At 57.7% G+C, this 15,858-nt stretch carries 15 protein-coding genes; 6 read left to right on the plus strand and 9 right to left on the minus strand.

Annotated elements, in window-relative coordinates; all coding sequences use genetic code 11:
- The first annotated feature begins 625 nt into the window (after positions 1 to 625).
- From V8P77_RS17900 to V8P77_RS17910, 3 genes are all read left to right on the plus strand, one after another.
- Positions 626 to 1,558 (plus strand): NAD(P)/FAD-dependent oxidoreductase, encoded by a 933-nt coding sequence (locus V8P77_RS17900; protein WP_335913665.1) that lies wholly within the window; start codon positions 626 to 628, stop codon positions 1,556 to 1,558.
- 595 nt (positions 1,559 to 2,153) lie between these two features.
- A complete protein-coding gene (locus tag V8P77_RS17905; protein ID WP_335913630.1) occupies positions 2,154 to 2,609 on the plus strand; it encodes an NUDIX hydrolase in 456 nt (151 codons plus the stop codon).
- Entirely contained in the window at positions 2,590 to 3,627 is a 1,038-nt protein-coding gene (locus tag V8P77_RS17910; protein ID WP_335913666.1) for an extracellular catalytic domain type 1 short-chain-length polyhydroxyalkanoate depolymerase, read from the plus strand. The genes V8P77_RS17905 and V8P77_RS17910 overlap by 20 nt, the downstream gene beginning before the upstream one ends.
- A 202-nt stretch (positions 3,628 to 3,829) precedes the next feature.
- Here the strand turns inward: V8P77_RS17910 and V8P77_RS17915 are convergent, their stop codons facing one another.
- Both V8P77_RS17915 and V8P77_RS17920 read right to left on the minus strand, forming a co-directional pair.
- A complete protein-coding gene (locus V8P77_RS17915) occupies positions 3,830 to 4,045 on the minus strand; it encodes a DUF3072 domain-containing protein (RefSeq protein WP_221977118.1) in 216 nt (71 codons plus the stop codon).
- 123 nt (positions 4,046 to 4,168) lie between these two features.
- On the minus strand, positions 4,169 to 5,077 hold the full coding sequence (locus tag V8P77_RS17920) for a nucleotidyltransferase and HEPN domain-containing protein (protein WP_335913631.1): 909 nt from the start codon (positions 5,075 to 5,077) through the stop codon (positions 4,169 to 4,171).
- 442 nt (positions 5,078 to 5,519) lie between these two features.
- Between V8P77_RS17920 and V8P77_RS17925 the strand changes: the two genes are divergently transcribed.
- Positions 5,520 to 5,762, plus strand: a complete 243-nt coding sequence (locus tag V8P77_RS17925; RefSeq protein ID WP_221972372.1) for a type II toxin-antitoxin system Phd/YefM family antitoxin — start codon at positions 5,520 to 5,522, stop codon at positions 5,760 to 5,762.
- Complete coding sequence (locus V8P77_RS17930; RefSeq protein WP_335913632.1) at positions 5,762 to 6,196, plus strand: type II toxin-antitoxin system VapC family toxin; 435 nt, start codon at positions 5,762 to 5,764, stop codon at positions 6,194 to 6,196. The genes V8P77_RS17925 and V8P77_RS17930 overlap by 1 nt, the downstream gene beginning before the upstream one ends.
- 88 nt (positions 6,197 to 6,284) lie before the next feature.
- Here V8P77_RS17930 and V8P77_RS17935 read toward each other — a convergent pair whose 3' ends face one another.
- The 7 genes from V8P77_RS17935 to V8P77_RS17965 all read right to left on the minus strand — a co-directional run bounded on the left by V8P77_RS17935 (position 6,285) and on the right by V8P77_RS17965 (position 14,462).
- The gene (locus V8P77_RS17935) at positions 6,285 to 7,433 is read right to left on the minus strand and encodes a site-specific integrase (protein ID WP_335913633.1); all 1,149 of its coding nucleotides are present in this window, start codon (positions 7,431 to 7,433) and stop codon (positions 6,285 to 6,287) included.
- A gap of 367 nt (positions 7,434 to 7,800) precedes the next feature.
- Positions 7,801 to 10,158: a hypothetical protein gene (locus V8P77_RS17940; RefSeq protein WP_335913634.1), complete on the minus strand. Its 2,358-nt coding sequence runs from the start codon at positions 10,156 to 10,158 to the stop codon at positions 7,801 to 7,803.
- A gap of 296 nt (positions 10,159 to 10,454) precedes the next feature.
- Positions 10,455 to 10,841, minus strand: a complete 387-nt coding sequence (locus tag V8P77_RS17945; protein ID WP_335913635.1) for a hypothetical protein — start codon at positions 10,839 to 10,841, stop codon at positions 10,455 to 10,457.
- Between the two features lie 414 nt (positions 10,842 to 11,255).
- Complete coding sequence (locus V8P77_RS17950) at positions 11,256 to 11,990, minus strand: DUF6602 domain-containing protein (protein ID WP_335913636.1); 735 nt, start codon at positions 11,988 to 11,990, stop codon at positions 11,256 to 11,258.
- On the minus strand, positions 11,987 to 12,940 hold the full coding sequence (locus tag V8P77_RS17955; RefSeq protein ID WP_335913637.1) for an AAA family ATPase: 954 nt from the start codon (positions 12,938 to 12,940) through the stop codon (positions 11,987 to 11,989). The genes V8P77_RS17950 and V8P77_RS17955 overlap by 4 nt, the downstream gene beginning before the upstream one ends.
- Positions 12,940 to 13,452: an HORMA-1 domain-containing protein gene (locus V8P77_RS17960; protein WP_335913638.1), complete on the minus strand. Its 513-nt coding sequence runs from the start codon at positions 13,450 to 13,452 to the stop codon at positions 12,940 to 12,942. Before V8P77_RS17960 ends, V8P77_RS17955 begins: the two co-directional genes overlap by 1 nt.
- Positions 13,453 to 13,460: 8 nt before the next feature.
- Positions 13,461 to 14,462 (minus strand): CBASS oligonucleotide cyclase, encoded by a 1,002-nt coding sequence (locus V8P77_RS17965; protein ID WP_335913639.1) that lies wholly within the window; start codon positions 14,460 to 14,462, stop codon positions 13,461 to 13,463.
- A gap of 79 nt (positions 14,463 to 14,541) precedes the next feature.
- Here V8P77_RS17965 and V8P77_RS17970 point away from each other — a divergent pair, with 79 nt between their 5' ends.
- On the plus strand, positions 14,542 to 15,435 hold the full coding sequence (locus tag V8P77_RS17970) for a WYL domain-containing protein (protein ID WP_335913640.1): 894 nt from the start codon (positions 14,542 to 14,544) through the stop codon (positions 15,433 to 15,435).
- The last annotated feature ends 423 nt before the right edge of the window (positions 15,436 to 15,858 follow it).

Here is a 15,858-nt window from a genome sequence, read left to right on the forward strand (position 1 = left end):
ATCGTACCGGGCCTGGTTTCCAAATCGTCACCGTTGGAACTCCGCTCGGCCAAGCATAATCAAGATGGAGTGTATGCGTGAACATTGATTTAAGTTGCGCCCATGCCGCTCGCAGAAAGTGCAGAAAAGCGCGATCCGAGAGTGACGCGTAGCACCTCGCTCGGATTGTTCCGATCGATGGTTATTGGCCGATGTGGAACGCCATCAGCGCGTTGTCCGCAGAGTCAGCCAGAGCCGCGACGACCATGTTACCTGCAAAACCGAGACATCGCCGCGATCCACATCGGGGCGACCTCGATGACGTCCACCCGTCCACTTTGGCTTTGTCCCCAGAGCTGGAAGCAGACCTGTTAATTGTCGGGCGTCGCTCATTGCAACCAACGTTCTGGTCCGTCCGCCGGGGGGATCTGAGCTCTTGCCAATAGCCTTGATCTTGGAAGGCGGGAGGCCTTCCGAATTTGGTGGACCCCAAGTGCCCCGGCAACCTTTGACGGCATCGCATGGATGTCAAGGACATGGTGAGTTGGGTTACCGGACAATGGAACTATTGCCCTTTGCCGAGGTTGGCCATGTCGCCCACACTGGTGGAATTCCGGTTGGGCCCAACAGGATACGGAATGGCATGATGACGAACGCACTTGAGGATAAAGTGAACGACTGTGTTGTCATCGGGGGTGGTCCGGCTGGCCTGACCGCGGCGATTTACCTGGCGCGCTACCATCTTTCCGTGACGGTCTTCCACGATGACTCCAGCCGGGCCTCTAGCATCCCTATGTCGCACAACCACGCCGGATTCCCGGACGGCATCAGCGGCACCGAGCTGCTGGCGAGAATGAACGCGCAGGCTCAGCTCTACGGGGCAGCCATTCGACGCCGCAGGATCACGACGCTGCATAAAGTCGACAACCTGTTCATGGCAGAATTCGAGAACGGCACCATCCGCTCTCGGACCGTACTTTTGGCTACCGGTGTCGTCAACCGCCGGCCTGCGATGCCACAGGCAACCCATGATGAAGCCGTGGCTCGTGGCCTTCTGCGCTACTGTCCCGTCTGTGACGGTTTTGAGGTAACGGACAAGCCCATTGGTGTTCTCGGAACTGGAACGAAGGGGTTCAAGGAGGCCGTTTTCCTTCGAAGTTACACGAAGGATCTCACGCTGATATCGCCCGAGGGCATACATGATCTCTCCGAAATCGAGACCTCGTCCTTGACCCACCTCGGAATAAGAGTGGAGGTCGGCCCCGTAATCTCGACCGATCTGGACAAAGATATGATCCGCGTCGCAACACCAACGGAAACCTATTCATTCGCTTCCATGTATCCGGCTCTCGGATCCGACATACGTTCGCACCTGGCATCACGTCTTGGAGCGAGGCTCTCAGACGAAGGATGTGTCATCGTCGATGGCCACCAGAGGACCACGGTTCCAGGATTTTACGCCGCAGGAGACGTCGTCGCCGGTCTTGACCAGATCAGCCATGCCATGGGGCAGGCAGGGGTTGCTGCTACGACCATTCGCAACGACCTTGGAGAGCAATCAGCGCTGGCGCGTTGTTGACCCTAGTTTCGCGGCTCTGGCGCATTTTGGCGGGCACGTAAAAGAGTATAGCTGGCGTCGCCGATTAAGCTGCTCAACAAAGGCAGACTTCCGATCGACCTCCTTGCTCAAACATCCTCGCCGACCACGAATGGATCAGTGGGCACGACGATGGCAGACGGTTGCAGGGGCAGCCATCCGCAAGCTTCACCGCTTCAGGCTCCGTCCAGATCCAGGGTGGTTTTAAAAGGTAGCACCGAGCGGCAGCCAGCAAAGATCATCAGCTGCCGTTCCCTCCGAGCGTCTACCGCCACGGGCTCAAGAAGGTAGGCGACCATACTCCCTCGCATCGGAAACGACATTGTTAGCGCGAATGACCTTGCGTCTATAGCAGAGTTGTCGCCCGTATTTGTCCACTGAAAGGCGTTCGCTACCAAGAAACGACGAGAATTACGCAGCCTTCTCTTGGGGATATCTTTAACAACCTCTGGGGAAATGGTGAGCGGGAACCAACGAGCATTTTCCGCTTGGTGCAGTTGCCGGACGTGATGAAGCGAACTGGACTCTTGAACGTCGCCCAGCTAGCTTGCGCGGGCTTCGAAACCGGAGGCGGACGATGCTCAACGAAAACGCCCAGACGGAACTTGTGGAAACCCTGTCTGGTCGCGATGTGGCGCAGGCCGGTGCTCGTTGCCACCGCCGGACCGAAAACGGTGGACTTGAAATGCTCTTTGTAGGTAGCCGACGGAACGGTCGACGGGGCATTCCGAAGGGGCACGGCGAAGATGGTGAAGCCAGCAGCGCTACGGCGCTGAGAGAGGCCTTCGAGGAGGCCGGAGTGGCAGGCATCGTCGACAAAACAGTGTTCGGTTCGTTTTCGTATCGGAAGGACATGAGTCCCAACCGCTACCACGTGGCCGTCCATCTTCTCCAGGCGTCGAGCATCGCGGAAAAGTTTCCGGAGAAGAGCATCCGTAAGACACAGTGGTTCCCGCCGAAGGACGCCGTGCGCGACGCCGCGCAGCCGGGTCTGCGAACGCTCCTGTCGCGGGCTGAGACCCTTAACCTATGAAGCTCGTCTCGGCAGATCGCTATTAAAGGTCCTCAAAGCCCAAAAGAAAATCAGCAAGCGGATCGAGAAAGCTCTCGAAACGACCCGAAGTAGAACGAAACGTTCAACGTCCCGTCCGGCGAAACCGATTTTAGTCGAGACAACCGCGTTTGGAAGCAATCCGGGCCGCCTGGTGATGAAATCCTTCGTTCCGACGACGCGGCTGCCGAAGAACCCCGCGCTTGTCGTCCTGCTTCATGGCTGCGGTCAGACTCCCGAAAGCCTGGATGTCGCGACCGGCTTCTCGAAGCTCGCGAAAGAGCGCGGTTTCGTTCTTCTTTATCCGCAGCAGAAAAGGGCAAACAATTCGCAAAATTGCTTCAACTGGTTTCGACCAAGCGCCGTCGCTCGAGACCGCGGAGAGGTGCGTTCAATCAAGCAGATGGTCGAGCACATATGTGAGCGACATCGCGTCGACCGCTCGAGGATCTTCGTTGCGGGACTGTCCGCCGGCGCGGCGATGACAGGCGCACTTGTCGCGAACTATCCCTCGTTGTTTGCAGGCGCCGCGATCATAGCCGGCATGCCATTCGGATCTGCCCGCGACACGATGTCGGCCCTGCGCGCGATGAAGACAGGTGCGACGCCGCCGCCGGGTGGATGGGGAAGTCCCATCGCTGAGATTTCCCCAGAAGCCAAGGCATGGCCTGCGATAACCATCTGGCAGGGTCTGGAAGACCGGGTGGTCAAGCCCGTCAATGCGCTCGCTTGTGTTGCTCAGTGGCTCGAAATCCAAGGCATTGCAGAAAATAACGGCCGTTTGGAGGAAAAACCATGGGGCAGGTTGCAGTCGTGGAAGGAGAGCGGCAAGCTGAAAGTGGCTCTCTATTCGGTCAGCAACATGGGCCACGGGCTTCCGATCAAGAAGCGCAAGAGCGTCACGGCGCTAAGGTCTGCAGACCCCTATGTGATCCCGGTAGACATCTCAGCTCCAGCGGAGATGATGCGGTTGTGGGGTTTGTCGAGGCTTCGAACATAACCAGTTCGCAGCATGTTCGGCCGTAGCTGGCAAATTCCGGTCAGCGATGGGTTCTACGGATGCAGCATCTCGGTGCGGGCAACGAAACACTAGGCGAGCACCCTCAGCTTGCATTCGAACAGCTTACACCGCTGGTGTTGCGGCGCGCAAACGTTCTCTTCGGCTTTCGGCTTCACCCAATTGGTTATCGCCAGGCGGCCGCTCATTCCAAATTGAGCGCCTGCTTTAATTCGTCGATCCTCTTGGACGCTTCCGCCTTGGTCAGATCCTCGGCATAGGCATCGGGCTGGTGCGCCTGTTCGGACAAGGTTTTTAGATAGGACCGCTGCGCGCCGGTCATCGGCTCGTCGCCGCTCACCCAATCGTCGGGGTCCTTTTGTGTGTTGGACGATGTCTTGGTTTTCGGATTGTCACTCATAGCGGGCTCCTCAATGCGTTCTCTAAACGTTCCAGGTGATGCCCCGGTTCCAGCCGCATGTCGATGTCGCATTGGGCTCGATCGTAGCCCCTTCAGTCGGGCGTAAAGGCCACACGCCACTAGCTAGTGGCTGTCGTGTTTCAGCCTTTCGAGATGCTCGGAGCAAACCATCCGGACCAATTCAAGCAGCACGGTTGTCCTCTCGCCAAACCAGGCGAGAGCCTCCTCGCTGATCTCGTAATGTTTTGAATAGCGCGCCTTCACATATGCCTCGTTCAATGTGTTGAACCACGCGCGTTCCCGGTGCTGATCACGTGGAAAGGCCTCGGCCAGCCGGCGGTCCTGCTCCTCGGCGAGCGAGCGCAGAAACTTGATGTTGTGCGATGGTGGACCGTAATTGGTGAGAGTAAGGAGAATGCAGGAATAGGCTTGCTCGAGCGACTGATGAAAAAGAAACCCCGCTCGTTTCCCGTAGCCCCTAGTACGTGCATGTTCGGCCAGATCGAGAAATTCCGTCGAAGCCTCGATCCGCTCTTCAAAATGCTCCTTCGCCACGCGAAGCCGGTCCTCGGTCGAAAGGGGCTCGGGCTCAGCCAACGGCTCATCGTCCAGTTCGTAGAGAACGATGCCTTCCTTGCGAATGTCAGAGAAGAAATACTGCCCCTCCTTGAGGTAGGTATTCACCTCGCGTCTGGAATGGACGATGAAGCTCACTGGTGTTTCGATCGCGGCTTCGTGGATCAGCCGGTCGGCTGCCTTGTGCCAGTATTCGGCGAACTCGCAGAGCTTGCGATTGTTGACGATGATCAGCAGATCGAAATCGGAGCGATACCCCTTCATGGTGAACGGTTCATCGACCCAGCCACCCTTGGCGTAGGAGCCGAACAGGACGATCTTCAGTATCCTGCCACGCTTCTTGAAATCGGCCGTGCCTTCCTTCAGCGCGTCCTCGAATTCCTCGTGGAGGATTTCGAGAACCCGTCGGAGTTCTCGCTGCTTGCGGAGCGGCATATGTTCAAGCGACGATTTCATAAGCAATCGATAGGCGAAAGATTTTGAATCGTCTACTCGCAGTTTTGAGAGGAAATATGTCGAACCTAATCGCCTTCGAGATCACGTTCTTTCGAGCTAACGTTAATTGAAACCGACCGTGAATGCCGCTTTCCAGGCGGACTCGCACTTGCTAGGAACTGGAAGAAAAACCCGTATCCGGCATGACGCCGAAAACGCATGTCCTTGCGCCTCCAAATGAGATGTCGGTCGTCTCAGTTGAGCGGCTCCGGGATTACTGTATCTACTGAGCTTTTCGTCTTCCACGACGGCTGGATTGTTTTTCACATCTTTTGTGGTGCTTTGTACAAATAAGGAACGCGCGAGAAAAGGAACGAATGTGAGCTTTTTCGAAAACTTCTAACTCTTGCTCAAATAACTTCGTCTTGTTATATGACTACTATAGTCACTGATGGAGGCCGATGTGAGAGAAATCCAGCTCAAGGATGCCAAGGCGACGTTTTCTGCGGTTATCGAACAGGCCATCCATGGCAATCCGGCCATCATCACTCGACACGGCAAAAAGGAAGCGGTGGTGCTTTCGTTCGAGGAGTATGAAAAACTATCCCGCGTGCCAAGCTTTGGCCGTTTGTTGGCAGCGTTCCCCGGCGATGAGACTGATATCCCTGCTCGCAGCAGCAAGCCGGCCCGAGACGTTGATCTCTGATGTTCCTAGTCGATACGAACGTCATATCCGCCCTCGCCCCGTCCAAACGGCAAAGTTCCGCCCAGCTTGTCGAATGGCTCGATAAGGCAAGTGCGCAATTGTTTTTGTCGGTCATTTCGGCCGCTGAGGTCAAATCCGGGATCGCCAAAGCCGAGCGGGATGGTGCGACCACCAGGGCACAGCGGCTGAAAGATTGGTGGGAGAGCATCGAATATCTCTACGCGCAGAAGCTGTTACCGTTCGATCTCAGGTGCGCGCATGCTGCTGGCCGGATTCTTGATGACGCTCGCGCCCACCAGCCGGGTTTTGAAGACATTGCGATAGCCGCCACGGCTAAAGTACATGGGTTGACGGTCTTGACCCGCAATATGCGCCATTTCCGGCCCTTGGGCGTTCAGGTACTCGATCCGTTTGAGGCATTGCCGGAGTTATAGGGGAGGGGGCTTTCTCGGGAAGTCCGGCAGCTCAAGTGAGATTGGTCGGGAGACGAGGACTTCTCCGTCGTACCGAGTTCATCCTGGTTTAAAGCAGCCGCGCCGCGCGACCACTGCGCCTGGTCGCGTTGTTATAGTAGCTTGATGCCTGTTGCACGGATCGGTGGCGCGACTGCTCCATAGCCTCGGGGAGGGGAATGCCGCGATTGGCGGCTTCCGTCAGATATCCCGACCGCAATCCATGCGCGGAAAACTCCCCACGGTCTAATCCAGCCATTACCACCCGCTGCTTGATGATCGCATTGACCGACTGCGGATCGAGCGACCGCCGCGAAACGGTCCCCCATCGGCCAATCGCCCGAAACACGCTGCCGCTGTCGATCTTCGCAGCCGTCATCCAGGCATTCAGCGCTTCGACCGGTCGGCCGGTCAGATAGACGATATCGTCCTGCTCGCCACTGCTGGTCTTGGTGCGACCGAGATGGATGGCGAGAGAGGGGAGGGGACGGCCATCAGGCACCTCAATCGGCGGCTCGACGGTCAGCTGCTCGCGGCGCAGCCCGGCGATCTCGCTGCGCCTCCGGCCGCCGGAGGCGAAGGCGACCATCAGGATCGCCCGGTCCCGCAGATCGCGCAGGCTATCGCTCGCGCAGGTCGCCAGCAGTTTGGCCAGCACGTCGCCGGTGACCGCCTTGGCGCTCTTGCGAAGACGTTGTCTTGGCGCGGCCCGGATCGCCAGCCGAATGGCTGATTTAAGGGCAGGCGAGGCGAAGGCGCCGTTAAAACCCCGCCATTTGGTCAGCGTCGACCAGTTGGCCAGCCGCCGGCGCACGGTGGCTGGCGTGTGCGGACCGACCGATTTGAGGAACCCCTGGCTCCGAAGGTTCTCATCGACCACGGCTGGCATGCCGTGATCGGGGTCTGTCTCGCGTCGCTGCGGGTCCCAGAGATGATGGGCAACGAATTTCTGCAGCAGCGCCTCGGGCGCCGGCCAGGGCAGCGACTTTCCGGTCGCCGCCAGTCCCCAGGCTTCGAGATAGGCGAGGTCCGAGGTTAAGGCCCGCAGCGTGTTGTCGCCCATGCCCTGGTTGACCAGATGGCGCAGCGTCTCGACATCCTGGTCGGTCAACAGCTCGGCGAGTTCGTCGCGGCGCTCGATCGGCAACACGGCGGCAATGGTGTCGAGTTCTTCGGCGCGGCGCTCAACGGCGGTCAGTGATGTTTTGGGTTTGGCCACGGGCTCTCCGAAAGGACGGCTTCATCGGCCGCTGGGACCGTGATTTGCTGCGATTCTTTCTGATTTGCACCACGAAATCAATCTACCATCGATAACCGATACTTATCGATGGTTAGTTCGCGTAGTTCAGGCCGTTATCGGTGACAGAAGTTATGGGTTAGATGGCTTCTGCAACAGAAAATAACATCGTTAATTCACATGGTTAATGAGGCGCAAACGTCACCAGCTTGCGCCAAGTTTGGCGATCACGGCCGCGCAGAATGAGACCACGTGCAATCGAGGCAGACCGAACCTGCCCGCGCGTCGGCGGCAGGCTCGGCCGAGTCACTGAGCGGACCGGTACTGTAGGCAAACGCCCCGTTCCGGCCTATGCCGCCTCCCAAACCTGGTTCAGGATTTTTGCCGCGAGCGCCGCCTTGTCCTGCGGCAGGAACCGGCCGTAGTGCTGCTGCACCACGTCCGGCGTATCCTGGATCGCATAGCTCGCCTGCTCGTATGATCCTGTCTGCTTGAGGATATGGGTCGCGAGAATATCGCGCACATTGTGCGGCCCGTGCGGCAAAAGGCCCTTGATGGCGCCGCGACCGGTGTACGGGTTGTAGATCCCATAGCGTTGAATGACGGTCCGCCAGGCCTCATAGAAGGTCGTTGAGTCGTAAGCGGCGTCGGTGCTAGTCGTCTTGACCGTCTTCACGAACAGGGTGCCGGGATCCTTCGCGCCGGCGAGCAACACACCGCGATGCCGGTCTATATAGGCGTCCAGGTAGTGGTAGAGGTCGAGCAGGTCGGGCAGGATCAGCCGGAACGGTTTTTGCCCGAAGAAGGACGAGCCGGAATTCTTGAAGGCGACCGAGGGGATGAGCACTTCCCAGCCACGCTCGCGCTCGCTCCAGCGCAGCTCCCCGCACTTCATGTCTTCCAGCCGCCGCTCCGCCGTCGGAAAATGACCACGCGGGCAGACCCGCAGCTGCCGAAGATTCTTCTGCCGCAGTCCCAGATGAAGTCCGAGCCGAAGCATAAGGAAGGAGCGGACAGCTTCGGCGGCCGGCCGCGGATAGAGATGTTCGTCCGGCATGCGCTTCAGGATCTCGTCGGTGATCTTGCGGTATTCGGCCAGCGGGCTGTCCGCCTCCAGGATCACCATGATCGGTTCGAACGGATCGCGATGCACGCGCATGACCCGTTGAACTTCCTTGGAGCGATTGGCGGCATGCCGATGAAACGCGTCGCAGGCGCCGTGCCAGTCGCGTGAAGCGAATTCGATCTCCTCTGGCGCGATCAGCCCTTCGATGGGGCGAACGTTCTTCAGAAGCTCCGGATGCTGCCGGATCCAGCCGACCTCGGCACGGGTGAGGGCCTGCGCCACCATCAGCATATCCTCTTCCCATTTGGTGTAGAAGCCGCGCCGCTGCTCGCGCCATTGCAGATACCAGTCCCAGACGCCCGGGAAGATCAGCAGACCGAAGGTTAGCTGGCTGAGTGGCACGCCGCGGCCTTTGACGATGCCGGCGGGTGAGGCGGCGAGAGCCCCGAACATCAGCCCGAGATGCTCGACCTTCTGCGATGCCGTTTCCTCGCCCCAAACACCGTTGCGCTGAAAGCCGATCTCCGTCAGTGTCGAGGTCTTGAAGCGGATCAGGTCCGCCATCTCCATCACCAGCCGCGGCGGCGCGTCGACCACGCCGGAAAGAAGGTCCGGATCCTCGAAGGATTCTTCCGCTCTGCGGTTGGCGCCGCTGGTCAGCACGGGCGATCGCGGAGACAGGGATCCGCCGCCATAGGTGATGCCGGGAAAGCGGATGGCATAGCGCTGCTTGCTGGCCGCCGCCTGGTATCGGCGATAATCGGTCGAGCCGGAGATAATGACGCGCCGCACCCAGCCGAGGATTTCCTCGCGCTTGGAAAAGGGCAGGCTGCCAAAGTCGTCCGGCAGATGCCAGGCCAGTCGCCGCCGCTCGGCAGGACTGATATCACCAAGGTCATGACCATTGAGCGAGCGGGATTGATGCGGAAGCTTGGCCTTGAAATATCCCGGTGTCAGTCGGTAACGCCGCTCGATGCGGGCGAGGATGTCGAAGCTGGCAATCGATCTCGGCGCGCGGTCACCCTGCATCCATGACAACAGCGTCTTGTGGTCGAAGGTCTCGCCGAGACGAATGATCGCACGATAGAGTTGCCAATAACTGTCACCGAAGCGGCGCATTTGGTAGATGAGCGCGTCCTGAAAACTCTCGGGATCGTCCGCCGCCTCGAACAGCGGTTCGGGAAATTCCTGGATCGGTTTCGGCTGCGGACCGGGCGATGCTGAGGCTGATTGGGTCGGGGTGTTGTCGCTGCCCAGCCGTTGGGGCTTGCGGGTGGGAGATGCGGTCGGTGCTGGCGCGCGACGAACGGGTTTGGTCGGTTTTGGTTTCGGCTTTGAATGCCGAACGTCTTCCGCCGCAGGCGGCAGGCGGAGCCATCGGAGTATGGCGTCGAGAACAGGGCGCAGCTGGTTTTTCAGCTCCGCTGTCATCTCGTCCTCGATCCCACAGGCTTTCGCGATCGTCATCCAGTCAAGACGGCCATTCAGCAAAGGCGGCGACTTGCGGTAGATGATGAGGCTGATGAGATAAGGCCGGATGTTCGCCAGCACCCGCTTTGATGCGTTCGGTGCAATGCGGACTTCGCAGAAGTTCGAGATTTTTCGTTGAAAATGGCGTGAGGAAATATCTTCTCTTGGCAAGTGTGCACTCCCTCTCGGCCCCAGTGCCGAGGGCGAGCGGAAATAGGAGTTGTCCTTTAACAAAAGGTATATCGGAAGAGCACAAGACCATCATCGCGAATCGTGTTTTGAGCTACCTTTGGACTCGACACCGATATCCGGTAGGTGACCGTGAAGTAGCTCCCGTGATGGCCCAATAAACGGGCTCTTAAGATCGGACGACTTATGTTGCTGACAGAATGTGCGGTTCTATGCAGAAACGCTGGCTAAACTGCGCTGACCGGCCGTGCGGTTGTCGCGACTGCTCTGGAGGTCGGTCAATCACGGTTTATGCCGTTTTCCAGGGCGGTGGTCGCTGATTGCGCGGCGGCTTCTGACGAACCGAAATGGGCGACGACAAAGCTGGTGCGTTCGAAGAATCGCAGTATCCAATGGCTCCGAATGTCATGGCCGACCCCAAGGCTTATGAATGCGTATTGTAGGACGTCGGGCTCGGCATGATGATATCGCATTGCATCTACAATCTCATCGGGAAGCGGAGACCGCATCACATCTGCAACGACATGATCGTCTCGTATAGCGGACTGTATGCCATGGAAGTGAGAAAGCCCCCTGACGATCTTCCGCACGGTGCCCAAGATGCGTTCGTCTCGCGCCGGATAGATCTTATAACGCTCGCCCTCTAGCTCTGGGGCGCGTTCCATCAGGGCAAAGATCTCTCGGGCCCGGCGTATGCCGTCCACCTGTTCGAATGCTCGGCGTGCCGGCCCATCCCACAGCTCTCTTACGGCGGTGTTAGGGTCACCCGCTACCAGTATGACGTTCCTGAAATGAGCGTCATCGTCTGAGGTGCCATTGTTGCAGTCGGAACAAGTGGCAATTGTTATCCTTTGAAACTTGCTCGTGGATTTGGATGAGGGATAGAGCGACCGGGGCACGACATGTTCGCGCGTTGTGAGACGGTATCGACCACAAAGTGCGCAATGATCCCATCGATTTCGTCTCCCCATATTTTCCTCTCTGCATAAAAGACAGTCCCCAAATACAGGCCCGGTTGCGCGACCGGGCGGCAGCACCACCTTCGGAGGGCGGAATGCAAGTGTCTGTTCCTTCGATTTTTAGGTCGGGAGGTCCACATCAAGCCAACGCGCATAAGCCCGGATGTCAATCATCGGAACGGTCGCCTTTTCCTGCAGCCGAGCGATCAGTTCGAAGAGAAACGCCGTTGCTGGTTTGCGCATCGGTGTCAGCTTATCGGTTCGCTCTAGATCGCGTGCAAAGATTCCATGCGCTGCCACACAGCCCAGGTCGAGCCGGTCGGCCTCGTTGCCGTCCGCCAGGGCTTTGGTGAGTGCATCGCCCAGTCCGGGTGACCAGTCGCTCTCTAGCGTCAACAAACCGCCGATAATATGCTGTAATGGTTTGGGTGGATACGTGCCGCCGGCATGTGGAATCGGCAGGCTCGTTCGATGCAGGGATCGCACACTTGCGACCTTCTTACGGGCGTATGCGACCTGTTCAGCATTGATAGACTGTTTGGCCTCGAAGACAGCATAAACGCTCTCGGCGGGAATGACGGTTTGCCCCTGGAAGGAGAAGATGAAGGGCGAGTATTGGCGATCAAACACGACCACATCGACCTGATCGCTAAAGGCACCGGTGCTGTCGACGACATGGGCCGATGCTGCTTTATAGCGCATAGGCAAATAAGTCTGCAGCATCTCAAGCCAGACGGCTTCGCTAGCGTCGCCCTTTGTTCCCGGATGACCGAAAGCCTTGCGGGCACGGCCGAGGCGCTCCTGGATATCGTCATGCAACTCCGAAAGGAGAGTCTGGATGGACCAATTGCTCATCTAGCAGCCTTTCCCGCGGGAAGCTCGTCTCGGAACGTTGGCGTCGGCTTCATTTCCCTGGCGATCTGCAATGCACGGGCACCCTCGACCGGCTTGCTTGGATAAGCATCAAGAGCGATTGCCGGCAGTAGGCGTTGGGTAAGGTCTGAGAATGTAAAGCCGGGTGTGTCTCCCGCCGCACCTGTCGCCTCAACCAGCATCTGCACCTGGCTTGCGGTGACGCCAAGCGGTCCGAGACGAAGTGAAAGAATGTGTTGCCGCTGCTCGCTGGTCGGTCGGGAAAACGACAATATATCGGCTGCTCGGCGACGCACCGCAGGATCAAGTGCATTGAGCCGGTTCGTGCACATGATCACCGCTGCCGGTAGCCGCAGGTTCGAAAGCCGATCGATGCCCCTGATAAATGCATTGACGCCAGCCCGGTCCTCATGATGCATCTGCGCGGCCTCTCGCGACTGTGCCAGAGCGTCGGCTTCGTCAACAAGCAAGATGATGCCACCTTTGGCCTTACGATCGCCCTTAAGTCTGCTTGCCGCTTGCACGGTGTGTTCGAATGCGGCCGACAGCAACTGGGTCATTTCGCCGACACGGCCCTGACCGCGAGTAGCCAGACTGAGCGGAAAGAGGGTGATCTCGATGTCTTCCTGCCGCGCGACGGCATCCCCGATCGTCTCGGCGAGCTCGGTCTTGCCCGATCCGACGTCTCCCGCGAGGACAACGAGTGGCGGGCGCCGCAGGATGACGTCGAGCAAGGGCCGCGCTTCCGCAGCGTGGAATCGGGCCGCCCATTTTTCAAGACCCTGCGGATTGACCATGAGGCCAAGGATTTTTGCCAGGCGTGACTTTTGGTTATCAAGACCAACGAGTCGCGCGAGCCGTTCCTGGGGCTCGAAATCAGGATAACTTTGACGGCGTTCGAAGAGCTCGTCCAGTCCAGGCATGTTCTGCATCAGTAACTCCTTACACAGGAGCGATCGAGCGCCCGGCCACCGGCAGAATACGTATGGTCGGAGGCGAAATAGCCGTTTACCGGCGGTTCAGTCCCGGTGGAACGCTGAAAGGGAAGCCCGCTTTTGAAAGCGTCACGATCGCCTTGGGGCAGGGCGAAGTAGGCGTCCGTGTAAGTCAAGAAACTGGTGAAAGATGCTCCGGACACATCTTTGCCGGGACGAATTTTACCAGGATCGTCGTCATTTGCGGCACCATTGGCGAGATCGCGGGCGGTGTACCTAAGGGTCGGTTCTATCCATGAACCGTCGCGCTTGAAGCCATAGATCACAGATGACAGATAGCCGGCCTTCATCATGGCGACGGCCTCCGCTTCATAGTCGGCGATCGCCTTATCGGCTGGCTTGCCGTAAAGGCGCTGAATGCGTTTAAGGTCAGTTGCTATCTTTGCTGCCATGTGGCGCGCATGCGTTACGGTGAATGTCGTGCTTTCCGTATAACTGTAGCTGGACATCATCGCCCTCAGACTTGGAACGTTGAACCGAAGACCTTCTGCCAGTAGCCGACGGTCAGTTGCCTGTTGGGGGCTGCCAATGCGGCGTCGATCGCGTCGCCAGCATCGAGCGCGGCATCGACGATGTCGTCAATGTTCGCACTTGTGTAGAGGCGCGAGACATTGTTCGAAGCGTTCACCGGGTCGATGATCCGCATGGGTTCGGTGAATGAGCCGATGGTGGAGAGCGGATAGTAGTCAGAGAAGGCGATCCGATCTTTGAGGCCGCTCGTCGCGATATAGGTGAAGAAGTGCTGCAGCGCTTCGGGATAGTCGGAGAAATCAAGACCATCATCGCAAAGCTTGGCCATGATCAGCTCGATCATGAACGATTTGAAGCGGAAACCATCGCGCTCTTGTTTTTGGCGGCGCGCCCAGAATTTTACGAGTCTGACGACCTGGGCAAAATGCTTTTCTTGCGCCTTCTTTCGTTTGCCCGCGAATTCCAGGTGAAGGGGAATACTGGTCTTGAGGAATGATCCATCATCTTGGCTGACTAGGTTTCCATTCCATTGCGGATCACCATCGTAGAGGATTGGCACGACATCGACGTCCAACCCGGATCCGCGGAACGAGACCGTTACTGAGTAGGTCTGGGGGGTCACCTGATCAGCTGCGAAGTTCGGAAAGGCCTTGCGTAGTCGCTCGGCCAGATAGGTGAGCAGGGCGCTCACAGAATGGGGTGCATCAGCCCCGCTGATGTAGCAGGCCACGTCAATGTCGTTGAGCGAGCGTAGCGCTGTTCCCTTTGCCAGGCTGCCCGAGAGCATCATTTTGCGAAGGGTGAAGTCGGGATGCTCGTCGATATACGACTCCAGCTTTTCCCGCAGCCGTCGTGCCTGTGCACGATATTCTTGCGCTTTGTCTTGAGGGAGGTTCACGCGTTCCTCTGCAAAGCTCAATATCTCTCGATGCCCTACATGCTCACGGCTCATGCCCATCTCCAAAAACGGCGTGTCCTTGACTTCCACGCCAAGATACTAGATTCCTGAATCATCCCGATAGGAACTATATGGGTATAAAAAATAGACCCGTCAAGGAATTATATGCATGGTTGATGAGAAACTCCCTTGGACGCAAAATCAACGCTTCGAGTTCATCGAGTGGAAGCTGTTCTGGGAAGGGGCACTCAACCGAAGTGACCTGGAAGAAATGTTTCAAATTTCCACGCCACAGGCGTCCATCGACTTACGTCGCTACCGGGAATTGGCTGGTGACAACATTGCCTATGACGCGGCCGACAAGAGGTTCAAACCAACGAGTGGGATCAAACCATCATTCCTGAAGGTTTCCGCTGATAGGCTGCTGTTACAGCTGCGTGCGTTGCTGACGGGTGCGCTTCCAAGGCGCGAGGTATGGTTCCGAGACCTGCCGCCAATCGATATGGCTCCAGATATCGTGCGACATGTGGACCCAGACTGCTTGCGTACGATCCTTGCGGCTATTCGGACGAAACAGTCCATTGAAGTTCGATATCAATCTTTGACTAATTCGAGGATCAGGGAGATCGCGCCTCACGCTCTGGCATTCGACGGCTACAGATGGCACGTTCGTGCATGGGCATGTGATCGCGACGATTTTCGCGACTTCGTTCTGACGCGCATCGATCAAATTAAACCAGGTATGGCGGCAGACTTCGATCCCGAAGACGACCTGGAGTGGAACACCACAGTGACGCTTGATCTTCGTCCGCATCCCGGACTAACGGACGAACAGGCACTCGCCATCCAGCGCGACTACGCGATGACCGATGGTCGGCGGACAATCGAAGTGCGCTTATCGATGGCATATTACTTCATCATGCGAATGAATCTGGATCTTACAGATCTTCCCCCGGCACGCGCTCAGATCTGTCTGCATAACCTTGAGGCGATTCAGAACAATATTACAGCAGCGCGAGCTCAGTCGAAACGGAGAATCATTGAGCGCAAAAATCGGAATTGAGCCGATCGCTTTTATGACTCGGGTGCATCGCTAAATTGCTTCTTCTCGAAGCATCGAGGTCATAACAGATGAAGGATCCAATCGTCCGGTTTCCGAGATGGCTCAATCGAAAGAATGTCCGTTGGTATTTGCGTTGTCGAGGTGGAGTGGTGTGTCGCGCTGCCGGAAGGCGTCTCGAACCACCTCGCTTTCATGAGGATCCGGATCCGTGCCGATCGAGCCATAGGCTACGCCGTATACGCGCTGAACAGCCAAGATTCGCGCCCGATCTTCCCTTTCCATTCTCGATCACGTCCTCTCGAATGCTGGCATGGGCTTCTCCAGGGCATTCGAATCAATCGACGTCAGTTTCTAATAATAAGAGCTGAATAATATCTGTGTTTCAGGTAGGGCAGATCTCGCATGCTAAGCCGAGTTCGTGCA

It is taken from the genome of Rhizobium aouanii, from assembly GCF_037002925.1.
Lineage (GTDB): Bacteria > Pseudomonadota > Alphaproteobacteria > Rhizobiales > Rhizobiaceae > Rhizobium > Rhizobium aouanii.